Raw genomic sequence first — 14,986 nt, forward strand, 5'->3', positions numbered from 1 at the left:
GGCATGTTCACCCTGGTGCTGCACACACACCTGCCCTGGCTCGCTCATCACGGCCGCTGGCCGGTCGGCGAGGAATGGCTGTATCAGTCGTGGGCGGCCGCCTACCTGCCGCTCTTGCGGGTGCTGCGCGCCCTGGCCGACGAGGATCGCCGCGGGGTGCTGACGCTGGGCATGACGCCGGTGGTCAACGCGCAGCTCGACGACCCGTACTGCCTCGACGGCATGCACCGGTGGCTGGCCAACTGGAGTCTGCGCGCGGCCGAAGCCGCCAGCGTGCGGGCGACTCCACGGTCGAAGTCCGCAGATTACCAGTCATGCACCCCGGAGGCATTGCGCGCCTTCGGAATTCGAGAACAACACGAAGCCGACGAAGCGCTCGCTGACTTCACCGCGCTGTGGCGGCACGGCGCCAGCCCACTGCTGCGGTCCCTGATCGACGCCGGGACGGTGGAGCTGCTCGGCGGCCCGCTGGCCCATCCCTTCCAGCCGTTGCTGGCGCCGCGGCTGCGCGAGTTCGCCCTGCACGAGGGCCTGGCCGACGCCCGGGCACGGCTGGCACACCGACCCAGCGGGATCTGGGCGCCCGAATGCGCCTACGCCCCCGGTTTGGAGCGCGACTACGCCGCCGCCGGGGTGAGCCACTTCATGGTCGACGGTCCGTCGCTGCACGGCGACACCGCGCGGGGCCGGCCGGTCGGCGATTCCGCGGTGATCGCGTTCGGTCGCGACCTGCAGGTCAGCTACCGGGTGTGGTCACCGAAATCGGGCTACCCCGGCCACGGCGCCTACCGCGACTTTCACACCTACGACCACCTCACCGGCCTCAAACCCGCACGGGTGACCGGGCGCAATGTGGGATCGGAGGCCAAGGCGCCCTACGACCCGGGCCGGGCGGACCGCGCGGTCGACGTGCACGTCGCCGACTTCGTCGACCACGTGCGAAGCCGGTTGCGCTCGGAATCGGAGCGCATCGGCCGGCCCGCACATGTGGTCGCGGCGTTCGACACCGAGCTGTTCGGCCACTGGTGGTACGAAGGCCCGACCTGGCTAGCCCGGGTGCTGCGCGCCCTGCCCGCCGCCGGGGTGCGGGTCGGTACGCTGCGCGACGCACTCGACGGCGGCTTCGTCGGCGGCCCGGTCGAATTGCCGGCCGGCTCCTGGGGTTCGGGTAAGAATTGGCAGGTGTGGAACGGCGAGCGGGTCGCCGATCTGGTCCAACTCAACTCCGAGGTGGTGGACACCGCGTTAACGACCGTGGACAAGGCGCTGGGGCAGGCTCGATCCCTGGACGGTCCCGTCCCCCGTGATCGCGTCGCCGATCAGATCCTGCGCGAAACCCTGCTGACGGTGTCTAGCGACTGGCCGTTCATGATCAGCAAGGACTCCGCGGCCGACTACGCGCGCTACCGCGCCCACCTGCACGCGCACGCCACCCGGGAGATAGCCGGTGCACTGGCGTCCGGCCGTCACGACACCGCCCAGCGCCTGGCCGACGGCTGGAACCGGGCCGACGGACTGTTCGGCGCCCTGGATGCCCGCAGGCTGCCCCGATGAATTCACCCCGGCCGCGCGGAGGATCCCGCGGATGAGGATCCTGATGGTCTCGTGGGAGTACCCGCCGGTGGTGATCGGCGGCCTGGGCCGTCACGTGCATCACCTGTCGACCGCGCTGGCCGTTGCCGGTCACGACGTGGTGGTCCTTTCCCGCCGACCCACCGGGACCGACCCCAGCACGCATCCGTCGTCGGACAGGATCAGCGAGGGCGTTCGGGTGATCGCCGCGGCCCAGGACCCGCACGAATTCGCCTTCGGCACCGACATGATGGCCTGGACGCTGGCGATGGGTCATTCGATGGTCCGCTGCGGATTATCGCTCAAAAGACATGGCGGCGACCGGCCCTGGCGTCCCGATGTGGTGCACGCCCACGACTGGCTGGTCGCCCATCCGGCCATCGCGTTGGCCGAATTCCATGACGTGCCACTGGTCTCCACGATCCACGCTACCGAAGCCGGCCGGCACTCCGGTTGGGTCAGCGGTGACATCAGCCGCCAGGTGCACGCGGTCGAATCGTGGCTGGTGCGCGAATCCGATTCACTCATAACATGTTCGGTATCGATGAGCGATGAGGTCACCGAACTGTTCGGCCCCGGACTGGCCGAGACCACTGTGATCCGCAACGGAATCGACGCCGCACGCTGGTCGTTCGCCGAACGCCGCCCGCGCACCGGGCCGGCCGAACTGCTCTATGTGGGGCGGCTGGAATACGAGAAGGGCGTCCACGAAGCCATTGCCGCACTGCCGAAGATCCGGCGCACCCACCCCGGGACAACATTGACCATTGCCGGTACCGGGACCCAGCAGGACTGGCTGACCGAGCAGGTACGAAAACACAAGGTGTTCAAGGCCACCCGCTTCGTGGGCCACCTCGACCACGACAACCTGCTGGCCGCACTGCACCGGGCCGACGTCGCCGTGCTGCCCAGCCACTACGAGCCGTTCGGACTGACCGCGCTGGAGGCCGCAGCGGCCGGTACGCCGCTGGTCACATCGAACATCGGCGGGCTGGGCGAGGCGGTGATCGACGGCGTCACCGGCCTGTCCTGCCCGCCCCGCGATCCCGCCGGACTGGCCGCCGCGGTGTGTGCGGTACTCGACGATCCCGGCGCCGCACAGTGCCGGGCCCGGGCGGCCCGGGCGCGGCTGACATCCGAATTCGATTGGCGAACAGTGGCATCCGAAACCGCACAGGTGTATCTCGCGGCCAAGCGCCGCGAGCGGCAGCCGCAACCGCGGGTGCCGATTGCCGAACGACCGCTCCCAGACCGGAGCTAGATTCGTTTCGAGCCCCCGGGCCGCACCGATTGTCCGCAGGCGCGCCCCGTGGAAATATGGGATGCTCCCGTATTGTCCGACCGTGGAGGCGTCATGATATCGATCGTTCGTACCGTTTTGGGCACCGCTGCCGCAGTTGCTGTAGTGGCCGGAACGGCAGGCTGCTCGTGTTCAGTGGGAGTCAATTCGCCGCGCACGGTCAGCAAAGCCGATGTCGCCCAGCAGATCGCGACCAAGATGGGCGACCCGGGCAAATCGCGTTCGGTCACCTGCCCCGGTGACCTGGTGGCCAAAGTGGGCGCGCAGCTCGAATGTGAGATGACCGTCGACGACGCGACCTACAACGTCAACGTCAACGTCACCAGCGTCGAAGGCAACGACGTCAAGTTCGACATGGTGGAGACCGTCGACAAGGATCAGGTCGCCCACATCATCAGCAACCACCTGTACCAGCAGGTCGGCAGCCGCCCCGACGCGCTGACCTGCCCGGAGGACCTCAAGGGCTACCGGGGAGCAACGCTGCGCTGCCAGCTCACCGACGGCACCAAGAAGTACGGCATCGACGTCATCGTCAACAGCGTGGTCGACGGCAAAGTCGACTTCGACTATCAAGTCGACGACCACCCCGAGTAGGCGGGCGCGCTACTGCGCTGCTTTCTTGCGCTCGATGTCGGCCAGGGCCTCGGCCAGCTCGGCCCGTTGCGCCGCGGATGCATCCCAGGAGACCTTGCGGTTCTTGACCACCTTGGCCGGAGCGCCGACCGCAATCGAGTAGTCCGGGATGACCCCTCGGACCACCGCGTGAGATCCCAGCACGCAACCCCGCCCGACGGATGTGCCGCGCAGCACCGACACCTTCACCCCGATCCAGGTGTCCGGCCCGATCCGCACCGGCGATTTGATGATGCCCTGGTCCTTGATCGGCAGGGTGATGTCGTCCATCCGGTGGTCGAAATCGCAGACGTAACACCAGTCGGCCATCAGGGCGGAGTCCCCGAGTTCGACGTCCAGGTAGCAGTTGATGACGTTGTCACGGCCCAGGACCACCTTGTCGCCGAACCGCAGCGAGCCCTCGTGGGCGCGGATGGTGTTCTTGTCGCCGATGTGCACCCATCGGCCGATTTCCAGTTGGGCGAGTTCGGGTGTCGCGTGAATCTCCACGCCCTTGCCCAGAAACACCATGCCGCGGGTGATGATGTGCGGATTGGCGATCTTGAATTTCAGCAGTCGCCAATATCGCACCAGGTACCAGGGCGTGTATGCCCGGTTGCGCAGCAGCCACTTCAGCGACGCCACGGTAAGGAATCTGGCCTGACGTGGGTCCCGCAGCTGGGCTCCGCGCCACCGCCGGTGCAGCGGAGCGCCCCACATGCTCGTCACGACCCAACAGCCTAGCGAGGCGACAATGCGCTCCGCGTAGCGGAGTGAGGAGGAGTCGAGCAATCAGATCCCGTTGACGACAATGCGCTCCGCGTAGCGGAGTGAGGAGGAGTCGAGCAATCAGATCCCGTTGACGACGATGCGCTCGGCCCGCGGGTGATCCAACGCCGGCGACCGCGCGCGCGATACCCTCACCTGTACCCACTCCCCCGCTGTCGAGATCCCCCGCTCCCCCGCTGCCGAGATCCCCCCACAACTTTGGATGTGAACCGGTAGGGAACCGAGAAAGGACAAGGTGTTCGCGCCACGTCTGACGGCCCCCGCTGCGGCGGTCGCGCTCACCCTCGGGATCAGCGGCTGCGGCAATACCGATTCCTGGGTCGACTCGGCCCCCGCACCTGGCTGGTCGGCGCAGTACGCCGATGCCGCCAACAGCAGCTACACCGCGACCTCCGGTGCTAGCAAGCTGGCCCTGCGGTGGACGCGGTCGGTCAAAGGCGGCCTGGGCGCCGCGGCGGCCATGAGTGCCCGCGGCTACCTGGCACTCAACGCCCAAACTCCGGGCGGATGCTCGCTGATGCAGTGGGAGAACGCCAACGGGCGGCAGCGCTGGTGCATCCGGCTGTTGCAGGGCGGCGGCTTCGGCGGGCCGTTGTTCGACGGCTTCGACAACCTCTACGTCGGGGAGCCGGGGGCGATCATCTCGTTTCCGCCGACCCAATGGACACGCTGGCGCGAACCGGTCATCGGTATGCCGACGACTCCCCGATTCCTGGGCGACGGCCACCTGCTGGTGAGTACCCATCTGGGGCAGCTGCTGGTTTTCGACACCCACCGCGGCGCGGTGTCCGGCAGCTCGCTGGACCTGGTCGACGACATCGACCCCACCGACCCCACCCGCGGCTTGGCCGACTGCGTACCCGCCGGGCCGGCCTGCCCGGTGGCGGCAGCCCCCGCCTTCTCCGAGGCGAGCCAAACGGTGGTGATCGGCGTGTGGCAGCCGGAAGCACCGGCCGCGCAGCTGGTCGGACTGAAGTACAACGGCCGGCGTTTGACCCGCGAGTGGACCAGTGATGTCGTTGGCGCCGGGGTGCTGGCCAGCCCGGTGCTGTCCGCGGACGGGTCCACCGTCTACGTCAACGGCCGCGACCGGCGATTGTGGGCACTGCATGCCGCCGATGGAACACCGAAATGGTCCGTGCCGCTTGATTTTCTGGCGCAGACGCCGCCGGCGGTCACCCCGCGTGGCTTGATCGTGTCCGGGGGTGGCCCCGATACCCGATTGGTGGCGTTCACCGACGCCGGCGACCACGCCGAGCAGGTCTGGCGCCGCGACGACGTCACTCCGCTGTCGACATCGAGCCTGGCCGGCGGTGTCGGCTATACCGTGATTCCGGGCGCTGCCAGCGAGGGCGAAGGTGACGAGCCCGGCATGTCACTGTTGGCTTTCGATCTTGCCGACGGGCACACCTCCGGCGGCTTAGCGCTGCCCGACGCCACCGGGTATCCGGTGGGTGTCTCGGTCGGCAAGGATCGACGGGTGCTGGTCACCACCAGCGACGGCCAGGTCTACTGCTTCAGCCCATCCTGAGCGCGGGCGGTTATGCCGCGCCGGGGCGGATTCGTTCGCGAGCGTAACGGTGCTGCGATTTCACGCTCCGGATTTCGCCGTGGCGTTACGCTCGCGAACAAACAGGTTGAACCGCCCCAGGGCGATTCAACCAGAAGACCTCGCCGGTGAGGTCTCAGCCCTGTTGGCCGAGGCCGAACGCTTCGACACCAGCGTTGGACGCACGCCTTGCCCACTGACTCTGCACCCAGGGCGCAGTCCACTCGCACTTTTGCGCCACAGGCGCAGAGCCAACACCACTGCCCAGCCGCCCGCGCGTTCACTCTGCATCCACGGCGGCGACACGCCGACCATCACCGCCCTGAGCGCAGAATGAACTGCCCCAACCAACCCAGCGGAGAATCCCGGCTACGCAGACCTCACGGGGCAAACGGAGGAATCGCCTTGCGCGGCACCCGCACCTGGGTGGGGCCGGCGAACGGCGGCAGCAACTCGGTGTGGGCGAGATAGAAGATCAGGAAAGTGTCGGTGATGGCGAAGTTCTGGTAGTTGCTCGGGTCGTGTCCGACAGCGGGCGGAATCTCCTCACCCATCCCGGTCTGACGCTGGATTTCGTGCTGGACGATCGGGAAGATCTTGTCCAGCGGGTCGGTATTGGGAGCGAACAGCGTGTCGAAGGTGATCTCCTTCTGGCTTCGCAGGTCGTAGTTGAACGCCTTGTACCAATTCGAGGGATGCGCCCCGCCGAGGTCCTCGAAGAACCTCAGCACCACGCTGCGGGTTGCCCGCGATGGATCCTCGGAGCTGTGCTGCTCATTGGTGGCTTCCATCTGGTACGGGCGGTCACGCTTTGCCGATCCCCGCACGACGTTGACGAACCCATCCCGGTTCTGCACGACGTACTCGGTCAGCACCTGCTGGTCGGGGTAGTCGACCGGAAAGGCGATATCCATGGTGAACGTGTCCGTCGACTGGCTGATGCGGCAGATTTCACCCGGTTGAACCGACCCGCCCAGACTGTCGCACGACGCGGGCTCGGCCGGTGCGGGCTCGGTCGGTGTTGGCTCGGCCGCCGCCGGAGCACACGGCACGATCGCGGCAGCCACCATCACGGCAGCCATCAGATAGCGCATTGTCGAATAGTCCTCGCAGACACCCACAGGCGGTTTGGCTGGAATATCGAGTTGCCGCCAGCGTACCCGGCGCTACCTGGACGGGTTGCAAACATAGGCCACGGCCCGCGCCGCGGCGCCGCTACCCAGGCGAGTGATGACCACCGACAGCGGCGTGGCACCGCGCAACCGCAGCCGGCGGCGCAACGCGTCGGGGTCCGCCCGGACACCGCGCACCAAGATTTCCAACGGCCCGCAGTCCAGCGCGGACAGCGTCCGCCGTAGCCGCCGTTCGTCGAACGGCACCTGCTCCAGGACCTCAAAACCGCGGACGCCGGGCGGCAGGCGGTCACCGGACAGGTACGCGATGGCCGGGTCGAGCTGCCACAGCCCATGCCGCGTCGCATACTGGCGCACCAGCCCGGCCCGCACCACGGCGCCGTCGGGATCGACGATCCATCTCCCGACAGGCCGCGCCGCACAGTCGTCGGGGTCGGCCGAGGTGATTTCTGTGATTTCTGCGTCACGCCCCAGGATGCTCGCGCGCCGGCGCACCGGGGGCTCGGTCAACCCGCCCCCCCACAGGCAGGATTCCCGGACCGAACCGAGATAGGAGGTCACCTCGACCTCTCCGTCGAAGCCCAACCGCGCCAGCATGTCGAAATCCATTCCCGGAGAGCACTTCACCGCCAGATCCCGGCCTCGGTAACACTCCAGCAGCCGGTCCAGCGCCGGCTGGAAATCCCGCGGGTCGAACCGGCGGCGTCCACCGCTGCGACGCGCCGGGGCGGCGACGACGGCCGAGTCGCGCGTCACCGGCGCCAGTGCGTCGGCGCGACACAGGTCCACCGAGCCGTGCAGGTTGTGCCGCGCCATCTCCAGGCGCACGGGATCGAGATCGCTGCCGATCACCACTGCCGCCGAGCCCCTCAGCGCGGCCAGCTCGGTGCCGATCGAGCAGGTCGCATCGTGCACCACCCGGCCGGCCAATCGGCGGGCCCGGTGCAATGCCACCGGCGCCGCGGTCGCCTGCTGCAACGCCTCGTCGGTGAACAGCCACTGCGATACGTCGCCGAGCCCGCCGAGCTTCTCGGCCGCCTTGCGGCGCAGCAGCGCGGTGGCCACCAGGATCGGTGTCCGCTCGCCGAACCGCGCACGCACCGCAGCGGTGTCTGCGATCCGGCCGGCCTCACCGAACTCGAGCCCGCCGACCATCGCCAGCGCGGCGGCGCCGGCGTCGGAACGCAGGTAGGCGACGTCGTCCAGGGAGAACCGGCTCAGGAGGGTTTGACCCCGGTGATCATCACGTTGTAGAACCAGCCCTTCGGGGCTATACGACGCCAAACGTTGGCATCCGCCCAGCTCAGCGCCTTCCATCCGGTGAAGGCGAATCTCGCCCAGCGCCAACCCAGCCGGCCCGGTGGCACCGAGCACTCGAAGGTGCGCACCGGCCAGCCGAACATCGCCGCGGTGAACTCTTCGCTGGCGGTCCGCACCTCCACCCCGCCGGCACTGATCGCCATGCGCTCCAGCTCGCCGGGGGTGAAGGTGTGCAGGTCCACGACCGCCTCAAGCGCGGCGGCGCGGCTGGATTCGTCCAGTTCCTCCTGGGGGCGCCGCCAACCGCCCAGCCCGGGCAGCCTGGTGACGCTGGTGGTGATCCGCCAGGTCAGCGTGGACAACTCGCGGGCATAGACGTTGCCGACGGACGTCGGCTCACCGGCGAACACGAACCGCCCGCCGGGTTTGAGCACCCTGATCACCTCGCGCAGCGACAGTTCGACATCGGGAATGTGGTGCAGTACGGCATGCCCGACCACCAGGTCGAAGGTGTCGTCGTCGTAGGGGATGCCTTCGGCGTCGGCGACCCGGCCATCGATCTGCAACCCCAGCGACTGGCCGTTGCGGGTGGCGACCTTGACCATCCCCGGTGACAGATCGGTGACCGAACCCCGCCGGGCCACCCCGGCCTGGATCAGGTTGAGCAGAAAGAAGCCGGTGCCGCAGCCCAGCTCCAGGGCACGTTCGTAGGGCAGGTCGCGGATCACCGGGTCGGGGACGATCGCGTCGAACCGGCCGCGCGCGTAGTCGACGCAACGCTGGTCGTAGGAGATCGACCACTTCTCGTCGTAATTCTCCGCTTCCCAGTCGTGGTAGAGCACCTGGGCGAGCTTGCTGTCGTGGCGCGCGGCCTCCACCTGATCGGCACTTGCATGCGGATTGGGCACCACCGAAAGGCCGGAAGCGGGGATTTCGGAACTCCTCGTCATCACCGCAGCCTAACGACCGTCCCGAACATCGTTGCCCCGACCTTCCTGACCAGCGGCGAAGACGTCGACGTAACGCCGCTGCTCGGCCTCGGAGTGTCCGGGGCCGGTCCCCGCACAGGCAGCGTTGATCCCGGCCTTGGCCGCGGCCAGGGCATACGGCGGGCCTTCCAGGAAGCGCCGCGCCCACGCCGCCGCGGCATCGTAGACGTCGTCGGGAGCCACCATGTCGTCGATCAGGCCCAGCGCCAACGCCTCCTCGGCGTCAAAGAAGCGTCCGCTGAACACCAGCTCCTTGGCCCGGCTCGCGCCGACGACACGGGCAAGCCGGGCCATCCCCCCGCCACCGGGAACCAGTCCGGCCAGGATCTCCGTCGCACCGAATCGCACGTTGTCCCCGGCGACGCGCCAGTCGGCGGTCAGAGCCAGCGTGAGGCCGGCCCCCAGCGCGTACCCGGTGATCGCGGCGACCGTGGGCTTCGGGATCGCGGCAACCGCCTCGAGGGCCTCACACCGGACCCGGGCCCCGACGCCGGCCTCCCCGGGGGTCAGGGTTCGCAGTTCGGGCATGTCGTCCCCGGCGGAGAAGATCTGCTGTCCGCCGAACAGGATCACCGCGGCAACGTCGTCGCGGCGGCCCAGCTCGTCGGCGGCGGCAACGATCTCCCGGTAGAACTGCCGGGTCATGGCGTTGGTGGGCGGCCGCGACCACAGCATCATCGCCAGCCCCGCATCCCGGGAGCCGTCGCTGACCACCACGCTGACGAACTCGCTCACCGGCGACTCACCCGACCCTCACCGCGACGCACCCGAGCCTCACATGGGCCACCGCATCGCGCCGCCCGCCTCCCGTGCCCGGTGATAGCGGCCGGAGTCGGCGAACTCCAAAACCCAGTTGCCGTCCCGTTTTTCGAGCAGCGGCTGCACCGGGGCAATCTCCGGCGCGGCGGCGAGCACATCGGCCACAGTGCGACCGGCCAGCGAGTCGAGCTGAGCCCACGTCGGCGGCAGCAGCACGTTGCGGCCGGCCTCGAAGTCGGCGATTGCGTGCTCCGGGCTCTCCCACCCGGCACGGTCGGACTCGGTGTTCTCGCCGTCGGCACGCTGGCCTTCCGGCAGGGCGCCGACGAAGAAGTAGGTGTCGTAGCGGCGGGTCCGTTCGGCTTCGGGGGTGATCCAGTTGGCCCACGGCCGCAGCAGATCCGAGCGCAGGACCAGGTTGTGGGTGCCCAGGAAATCGGCGAACGACACGGTGTTTTCGGCCAAGGCGCGACGGGATTCGCGATACACCGAGGCGTCGCCGACGATGCCGTCCGGATCGTCGGCCGACCCGGCGAACAGCACCCCCGATTCCTCGAAGGTTTCCCGGGCGGCCGCGCACACCAGCGCGATGGCCAGTTCGATATCGGTGCCGAGCCTTTGCGCCCACCAGTCGGGCGCCGGCCCCGCCCACGCGATGTCGGCGTTGCGGTCACGGTCGTCGACCCCGCCGCCGGGAAAGACGATCACGCCGGGGGCAAACTCCATGGCGGAATGGCGGCGCATCAGGAACGTGTTCAGGCCCGCGGGGGTGTCGCGTACCAGCATCACGGTCGCGGCCGGGCGCGGCGGCAGGGGCGAGGGCCGGCTGGGGATTTCCGCGTCGTTCATGGCTTCCTCCGATGGGCCGCCCGGGTGCGAATCCGGCGGGCGAAGTAGCGTCCGTCGACAACTTCCAGTGCGATGTGCTGCCCGAACGCGGCCGAGAGGTTCTCCGAGGTCAGCACCTCCGACAGCAGGCCCGAGGCCACCACCTGCGCCTCCGACAGCAGCAGGCAATGGCTGAAACCGGGCGGCACCTCTTCGACGTGATGGGTGACCAGCACCAGCGCGGGGGCGTCCGGGTCGGCGGCCAGGTCCGCCAGCCGGGCTACCAGTTCCTCCCGGCCGCCCAGATCCAGTCCGGCGGCCGGCTCGTCGAGGAGCAGCAGTTCCGGGTCGGTCATCAGCGCGCGGGCGATGAGCACCCGTTTGCGCTCGCCTTCCGAGAGCGTCCCGTAGCTGCGGTCTGCCAGATGTTCGGCCCCCAGGCTTTCCAGCATGTCGAGTGCACGTTCATAGTCGAGGTCCTCGTAGCGTTCGCGCCAGCGGCCCAGCACCGAGTAGCCGGCCGAGACGACGAGGTCGCGGACCAGCTCGTCGGCGGGTATCCGCTGCGCCAGCGCCGAGGAACTCAGTCCGATCCGCGTGCGCAACTCCGCGACGTCGACCCGGCCCAGCCGTTCGCCGAGCACGAAGGCCACCCCGGCCGACGGGTGCTCGGCCGCGGCGGCGATCCGCAGCAGCGACGTCTTACCGGCCCCGTTCGGCCCGAGGATCACCCAGCGCTCGTCGAGTTCGACCGCCCAGTCCAGCGGGCCGACCAGAGTGCGTCCACCGCGGCGCAGCGCCACCTCGTGGAAGTCGATCAGCAGATCGGGGTCGGCCTCGAAAGAGCCATTCTTCGGCACCCGACCATCGTGCCGTACCGTGCGGCCGGGACCGCTGGCGGGTCGCGTTCCTTGTGCGGCCGAACCGGTCTCAGGCCGGGGGAATGTCCACCCGGCGCACTCCGCCGTCGGCTGCGTCGGCGGCCTCGATCTCACCGCGGGTCACACCCAGCAGAAACAGCACGGTGTCCAGGTAGGGGTGGCTCAGCGAGGCATCGGCGACCTCGCGCAGCGCGGGCTTGGCGTTGAACGCGATCCCCATCCCCGCGGTCGCCAGCATGTCGATGTCGTTGGCTCCGTCGCCGACCGCGACGGTCTGGTCCAGCGGCACGTCGTATTGGCCGGCGAACGCGCGCAGCGCCGTGGCTTTGCCCGCCCGGTCGACGATGGCGCCGGCAACCCGGCCGGTGAGTACGCCGTCGACGATCTCCAGGTCGTTGGCGGCGACGAAATCCAGCTTGAGTTCCTCGGCGAGCGGTTCGATGACCCGTCGGAACCCCCCGGATACCACCCCGCAGCGAAAGCCCAACCGCTGCAGCGTCCGCAGCGTCGTCCGCGCCCCCGGCATCAGTTCCAACTGGCCGGCGACCTCGTCGAGCACCGCTGCGGGCAGCCCCGCCAGGGTGGCCACCCGCCGCTCCAGTGATTCCGCAAAGTCCAGTTCACCGCGCATCGCGGCCTCGGTGATCGCCGCCACCTTGCCCTGCGCGCCCGCGTGCGCCGCGAGCATCTCGATGACTTCGCCCTGGACCAGCGTGGAGTCGACGTCGAACACGATGAGACGCTTGGTACGCCAGGCCAATCCGTAGTCCTCGATGGCCACGTCGACGCCCTCGCCGGCGGCAAGCCCGCTGAGCGCGGCCCGCAGCGGCCCGAGCGTGCCGGGCGGCACCGAGACCTGCAACTCCAGACCGGTGACCGGATAGTCCGAGACGCCGCGGATGAAGTCGATGTTGACCCCCAGTGCGGCTGCTTCCCGCGCCACCGCTCCGAACGCGCCGGCGGTGATCGGGCGGCCGAGCACGTAGATGATGTGGGTCGATGGTTCCCGGATGACGGGCTCGTCATCGCTGCGCTCGATCGTGACGTCCAGCCCCATCTCGCGGATCGCCTGCTCGACCGCATTGCGCAATTCGATGTCACCGGCCACTTCGGCCCCGCATGACACCAGCACTCCCAGGGTCAGCCGCCCCCTGATGACCACCTGCTCGACGTTGAGTAAATCCACGTCGCGCCGCCCCAGGACTTCCAACAGCGCCGAGGTGACCCCGGGCCGGTCCATACCGGTAACGGTGATCAGCGCAGATACCTTGGGCGAAGGAGTCACCCGGGGTTGCCGCCGATGCAATCCATCAGGACCGAACGCCAGACGCGTTTCCTCTGATAAGCGGCAGCGTTGTCAGTGGCTGCGCCCGATGTGGGCTTCGGCGCGCATCCGCTCGACCATGTGCGGGTAGTGCAGTTCGAAGGCCGGGCGCTCCGAACGGATCCGGGGCAGCTCGGTGAAGTTGTGCCGCGGCGGCGGGCAACTGGTCGCCCACTCCAGCGAGTTTCCGTAGCCCCACGGGTCGTCTACGGTGACGACCTCGCCGTAGCGCCAGCTCTTGAAGACGTTCCAGACGAACGGAATCATCCCCAGACCCAGGATGAAGGCGCCGACGGTCGAGACGATGTTGAGGGTCTGGAAGTCGTCGGTGGGTAGATAGTCGGCGTACCGGCGGGGCATGCCCTCGTCGCCGAGCCAGTGCTGCACCAGGAAGGTGGTGTGGAAACCGATGAACGTCATCCAGAAGTGCAGCTTGCCCAGACGCTCGTCCAGCATCCGTCCGGTCATCTTCGGGAACCAGAAGTACAGCCCGGCGAAGGTGGAGAACACGATGGTGCCGAACAGCACGTAGTGGAAGTGTGCGACCACGAAGTAGGTGTCGGTGACGTGGAAGTCCAGCGGCGGGCTGGCCAGCAGCACGCCCGTCAGACCACCCGCGAGGAAGGTGACCGCGAAGCCGATGGCGAACATCATCGGGGTTTCGAAGGTCAGCTGGCCCTTCCACATGGTGCCGATCCAGTTGAAGAACTTGATCCCGGTGGGGACCGCGATCAGCAACGTCATGAAGGAGAAGAAGGGCAGCAGGATCGCGCCGGTCGCGAACAGGTGGTGCGCCCACACCGCCACCGACAGCGCCGCGATGGACAGCGTCGCGAAGATCAGCGTGGTGTAGCCGAAAAGCGGCTTGCGGGAGAACACCGGGAACACTTCGGAGACGATCCCGAAGAACGGCAGCGCAAGCACGTAGACCTCGGGGTGGCCGAAGAACCAGAACAGGTGCTGCCAAAGCATCACACCGCCGTTGGCCGGATCGTAGATATGGGCGCCCAAGTGCCGGTCGGCGAACAGCCCCAGCGCCGCGGCGGTCAGCAGCGGGAAGATGATCAGCACGATGATGGATGCGACCACGATGTTCCAGGTGAAGATCGGCATCCGGAACATCGTCATTCCGGGTGCGCGCATGCACACCACCGTGGTGATCATGTTGACCGCACCCAGGATGGTTCCCAGACCACCGACGGCCACACCCAGGATCCACAGGTCGCAGCCCACGCCCGGCGAATGGATGGAGTCGCTGAGCGGGGTGTAGGCGGTCCAGCCGAAGTCAGCCGCGCCGCCGGGGGTGATGAAGCCGGCCATCCCGATGGTGGCACCGAACAGGAACAGCCAGAACGAGAAGGCGTTCAGGCGCGGGAACGCGACGTCGGGGGCCCCGATCTGCAACGGCAGCACCAGGTTTGCGAACCCGAAGACGATCGGCGTCGCGTAGAACAGCAGCATGATCGTGCCGTGCATGGTGAACAGCTGGTTGAACTGTTCGTTGGACAGGAACTGCAACCCCGGCGCGGACAGCTCGACTCGCATCAGCAGGGCGAGCAGGCCGCCGATGAGGAAGAAGATGAAACAGGCGACGCAGTACATGATGCCGATCAGCTTGTGATCGGTGGTGGTGAGCAGCTTGTAGATCAGGTTCCCTTTGGGCCCTGTTTTAATCGGGCGGGGCCGGAGGGGCTCGAGTTCTCCCCTGGGGGGCGCTTCGGCTGTCAAGAGCTCCTCCAAACATCCATCCATGCTGGACACGCGGCAATACTGGGGGAATCCCAATACGTAGTAGTGATCTTAACCCCCAATCCGCCCAACGGTAGGCCTGGTCCTACAAACTGTCGTAATTGGTGTCGCAGAGGTCGCGTCGGGGCCTCTCGGACGGAGCCGGCGGGCCGACGGTCCCCGGCCAACGGCCGTCGGATCGGCAGCGGGCCGCCTGCCCTGGGCCCCGGCCCCCTGCCCCCGCCGCCCGCCGCCGGCCGCC

General features: G+C 68.2%; 13 protein-coding genes. 4 read left to right on the forward strand and 9 right to left on the reverse strand.

What is annotated here, in order from left to right:
• Positions 1-3: 3 nt before the first annotated feature.
• From ACK5M9_RS08040 to ACK5M9_RS08050, 3 genes are all read left to right on the forward strand, one after another.
• Entirely contained in the window at positions 4-1,554 is a 1,551-nt protein-coding gene (locus ACK5M9_RS08040; protein ID WP_416892658.1) for a 1,4-alpha-glucan branching protein domain-containing protein, read from the forward strand.
• A 31-nt stretch (positions 1,555-1,585) separates the two neighbouring features.
• A complete protein-coding gene (locus ACK5M9_RS08045; protein WP_416892647.1) occupies positions 1,586-2,833 on the forward strand; it encodes a glycosyltransferase family 4 protein in 1,248 nt (415 codons plus the stop codon).
• 93 nt (positions 2,834-2,926) lie between these two features.
• Entirely contained in the window at positions 2,927-3,466 is a 540-nt protein-coding gene (locus ACK5M9_RS08050; RefSeq protein ID WP_416892648.1) for a DUF4333 domain-containing protein, read from the forward strand.
• Positions 3,467-3,475: 9 nt separating this feature from the next.
• Here ACK5M9_RS08050 and ACK5M9_RS08055 read toward each other — a convergent pair whose 3' ends face one another.
• Entirely contained in the window at positions 3,476-4,213 is a 738-nt protein-coding gene (locus tag ACK5M9_RS08055; RefSeq protein ID WP_416892649.1) for an acetyltransferase, read from the reverse strand.
• 295 nt (positions 4,214-4,508) lie between these two features.
• Between ACK5M9_RS08055 and ACK5M9_RS08060 the strand changes: the two genes are divergently transcribed.
• Complete coding sequence (locus ACK5M9_RS08060; protein WP_416892650.1) at positions 4,509-5,804, forward strand: PQQ-binding-like beta-propeller repeat protein; 1,296 nt, start codon at positions 4,509-4,511, stop codon at positions 5,802-5,804.
• Positions 5,805-6,202: 398 nt separating this feature from the next.
• Here the strand turns inward: ACK5M9_RS08060 and ACK5M9_RS08065 are convergent, their stop codons facing one another.
• From ACK5M9_RS08065 to ctaD, 8 genes are all read right to left on the reverse strand, one after another.
• A complete protein-coding gene (locus ACK5M9_RS08065; protein WP_416892651.1) occupies positions 6,203-6,916 on the reverse strand; it encodes an esterase in 714 nt (237 codons plus the stop codon).
• Between the two features lie 72 nt (positions 6,917-6,988).
• On the reverse strand, positions 6,989-8,110 hold the full coding sequence (locus ACK5M9_RS08070; protein ID WP_416892659.1) for a THUMP-like domain-containing protein: 1,122 nt from the start codon (positions 8,108-8,110) through the stop codon (positions 6,989-6,991).
• A gap of 62 nt (positions 8,111-8,172) precedes the next feature.
• Positions 8,173-9,165: a class I SAM-dependent methyltransferase gene (locus ACK5M9_RS08075; RefSeq protein ID WP_416892652.1), complete on the reverse strand. Its 993-nt coding sequence runs from the start codon at positions 9,163-9,165 to the stop codon at positions 8,173-8,175.
• 9 nt (positions 9,166-9,174) lie between these two features.
• Complete coding sequence (locus tag ACK5M9_RS08080) at positions 9,175-9,939, reverse strand: enoyl-CoA hydratase (protein WP_416892653.1); 765 nt, start codon at positions 9,937-9,939, stop codon at positions 9,175-9,177.
• A gap of 39 nt (positions 9,940-9,978) precedes the next feature.
• Positions 9,979-10,812, reverse strand: a complete 834-nt coding sequence (locus ACK5M9_RS08085; RefSeq protein ID WP_416892654.1) for an NUDIX hydrolase — start codon at positions 10,810-10,812, stop codon at positions 9,979-9,981.
• Complete coding sequence (locus ACK5M9_RS08090) at positions 10,809-11,651, reverse strand: ABC transporter ATP-binding protein (protein WP_416892655.1); 843 nt, start codon at positions 11,649-11,651, stop codon at positions 10,809-10,811. The genes ACK5M9_RS08085 and ACK5M9_RS08090 overlap by 4 nt, the downstream gene beginning before the upstream one ends.
• A gap of 70 nt (positions 11,652-11,721) precedes the next feature.
• Positions 11,722-12,957: a phosphoserine phosphatase SerB gene (gene serB, locus ACK5M9_RS08095; protein WP_416892656.1), complete on the reverse strand. Its 1,236-nt coding sequence runs from the start codon at positions 12,955-12,957 to the stop codon at positions 11,722-11,724.
• Positions 12,958-13,029: 72 nt separating this feature from the next.
• Positions 13,030-14,724 (reverse strand): cytochrome c oxidase subunit I, encoded by a 1,695-nt coding sequence (ctaD, locus tag ACK5M9_RS08100; RefSeq protein ID WP_416892660.1) that lies wholly within the window; start codon positions 14,722-14,724, stop codon positions 13,030-13,032.
• Positions 14,725-14,986: the final 262 nt, after the last annotated feature.

It is taken from the genome of Mycobacterium sp. (assembly GCF_047975165.1).
Taxonomy (GTDB): domain Bacteria; phylum Actinomycetota; class Actinomycetes; order Mycobacteriales; family Mycobacteriaceae; genus Mycobacterium.

Coding starts and splice junctions, on each gene's coding strand:
- ACK5M9_RS08085 (WP_416892654.1), bottom strand. CDS start 10,812: ATGAACGACGCGGAAATCCCCAGCCGGCCCTCGCCCCTGCCGCCGCGC.
- ACK5M9_RS08040 (WP_416892658.1), top strand. CDS start 4: ATGTTCACCCTGGTGCTGCACACACACCTGCCCTGGCTCGCTCATCAC.
- ACK5M9_RS08075 (WP_416892652.1), bottom strand. CDS start 9,165: ATGACGAGGAGTTCCGAAATCCCCGCTTCCGGCCTTTCGGTGGTGCCC.
- ACK5M9_RS08050 (WP_416892648.1), top strand. CDS start 2,927: ATGATATCGATCGTTCGTACCGTTTTGGGCACCGCTGCCGCAGTTGCT.
- ACK5M9_RS08045 (WP_416892647.1), top strand. CDS start 1,586: ATGAGGATCCTGATGGTCTCGTGGGAGTACCCGCCGGTGGTGATCGGC.
- ACK5M9_RS08065 (WP_416892651.1), bottom strand. CDS start 6,916: ATGCGCTATCTGATGGCTGCCGTGATGGTGGCTGCCGCGATCGTGCCG.
- ACK5M9_RS08070 (WP_416892659.1), bottom strand. CDS start 8,110: ATGGTCGGCGGGCTCGAGTTCGGTGAGGCCGGCCGGATCGCAGACACC.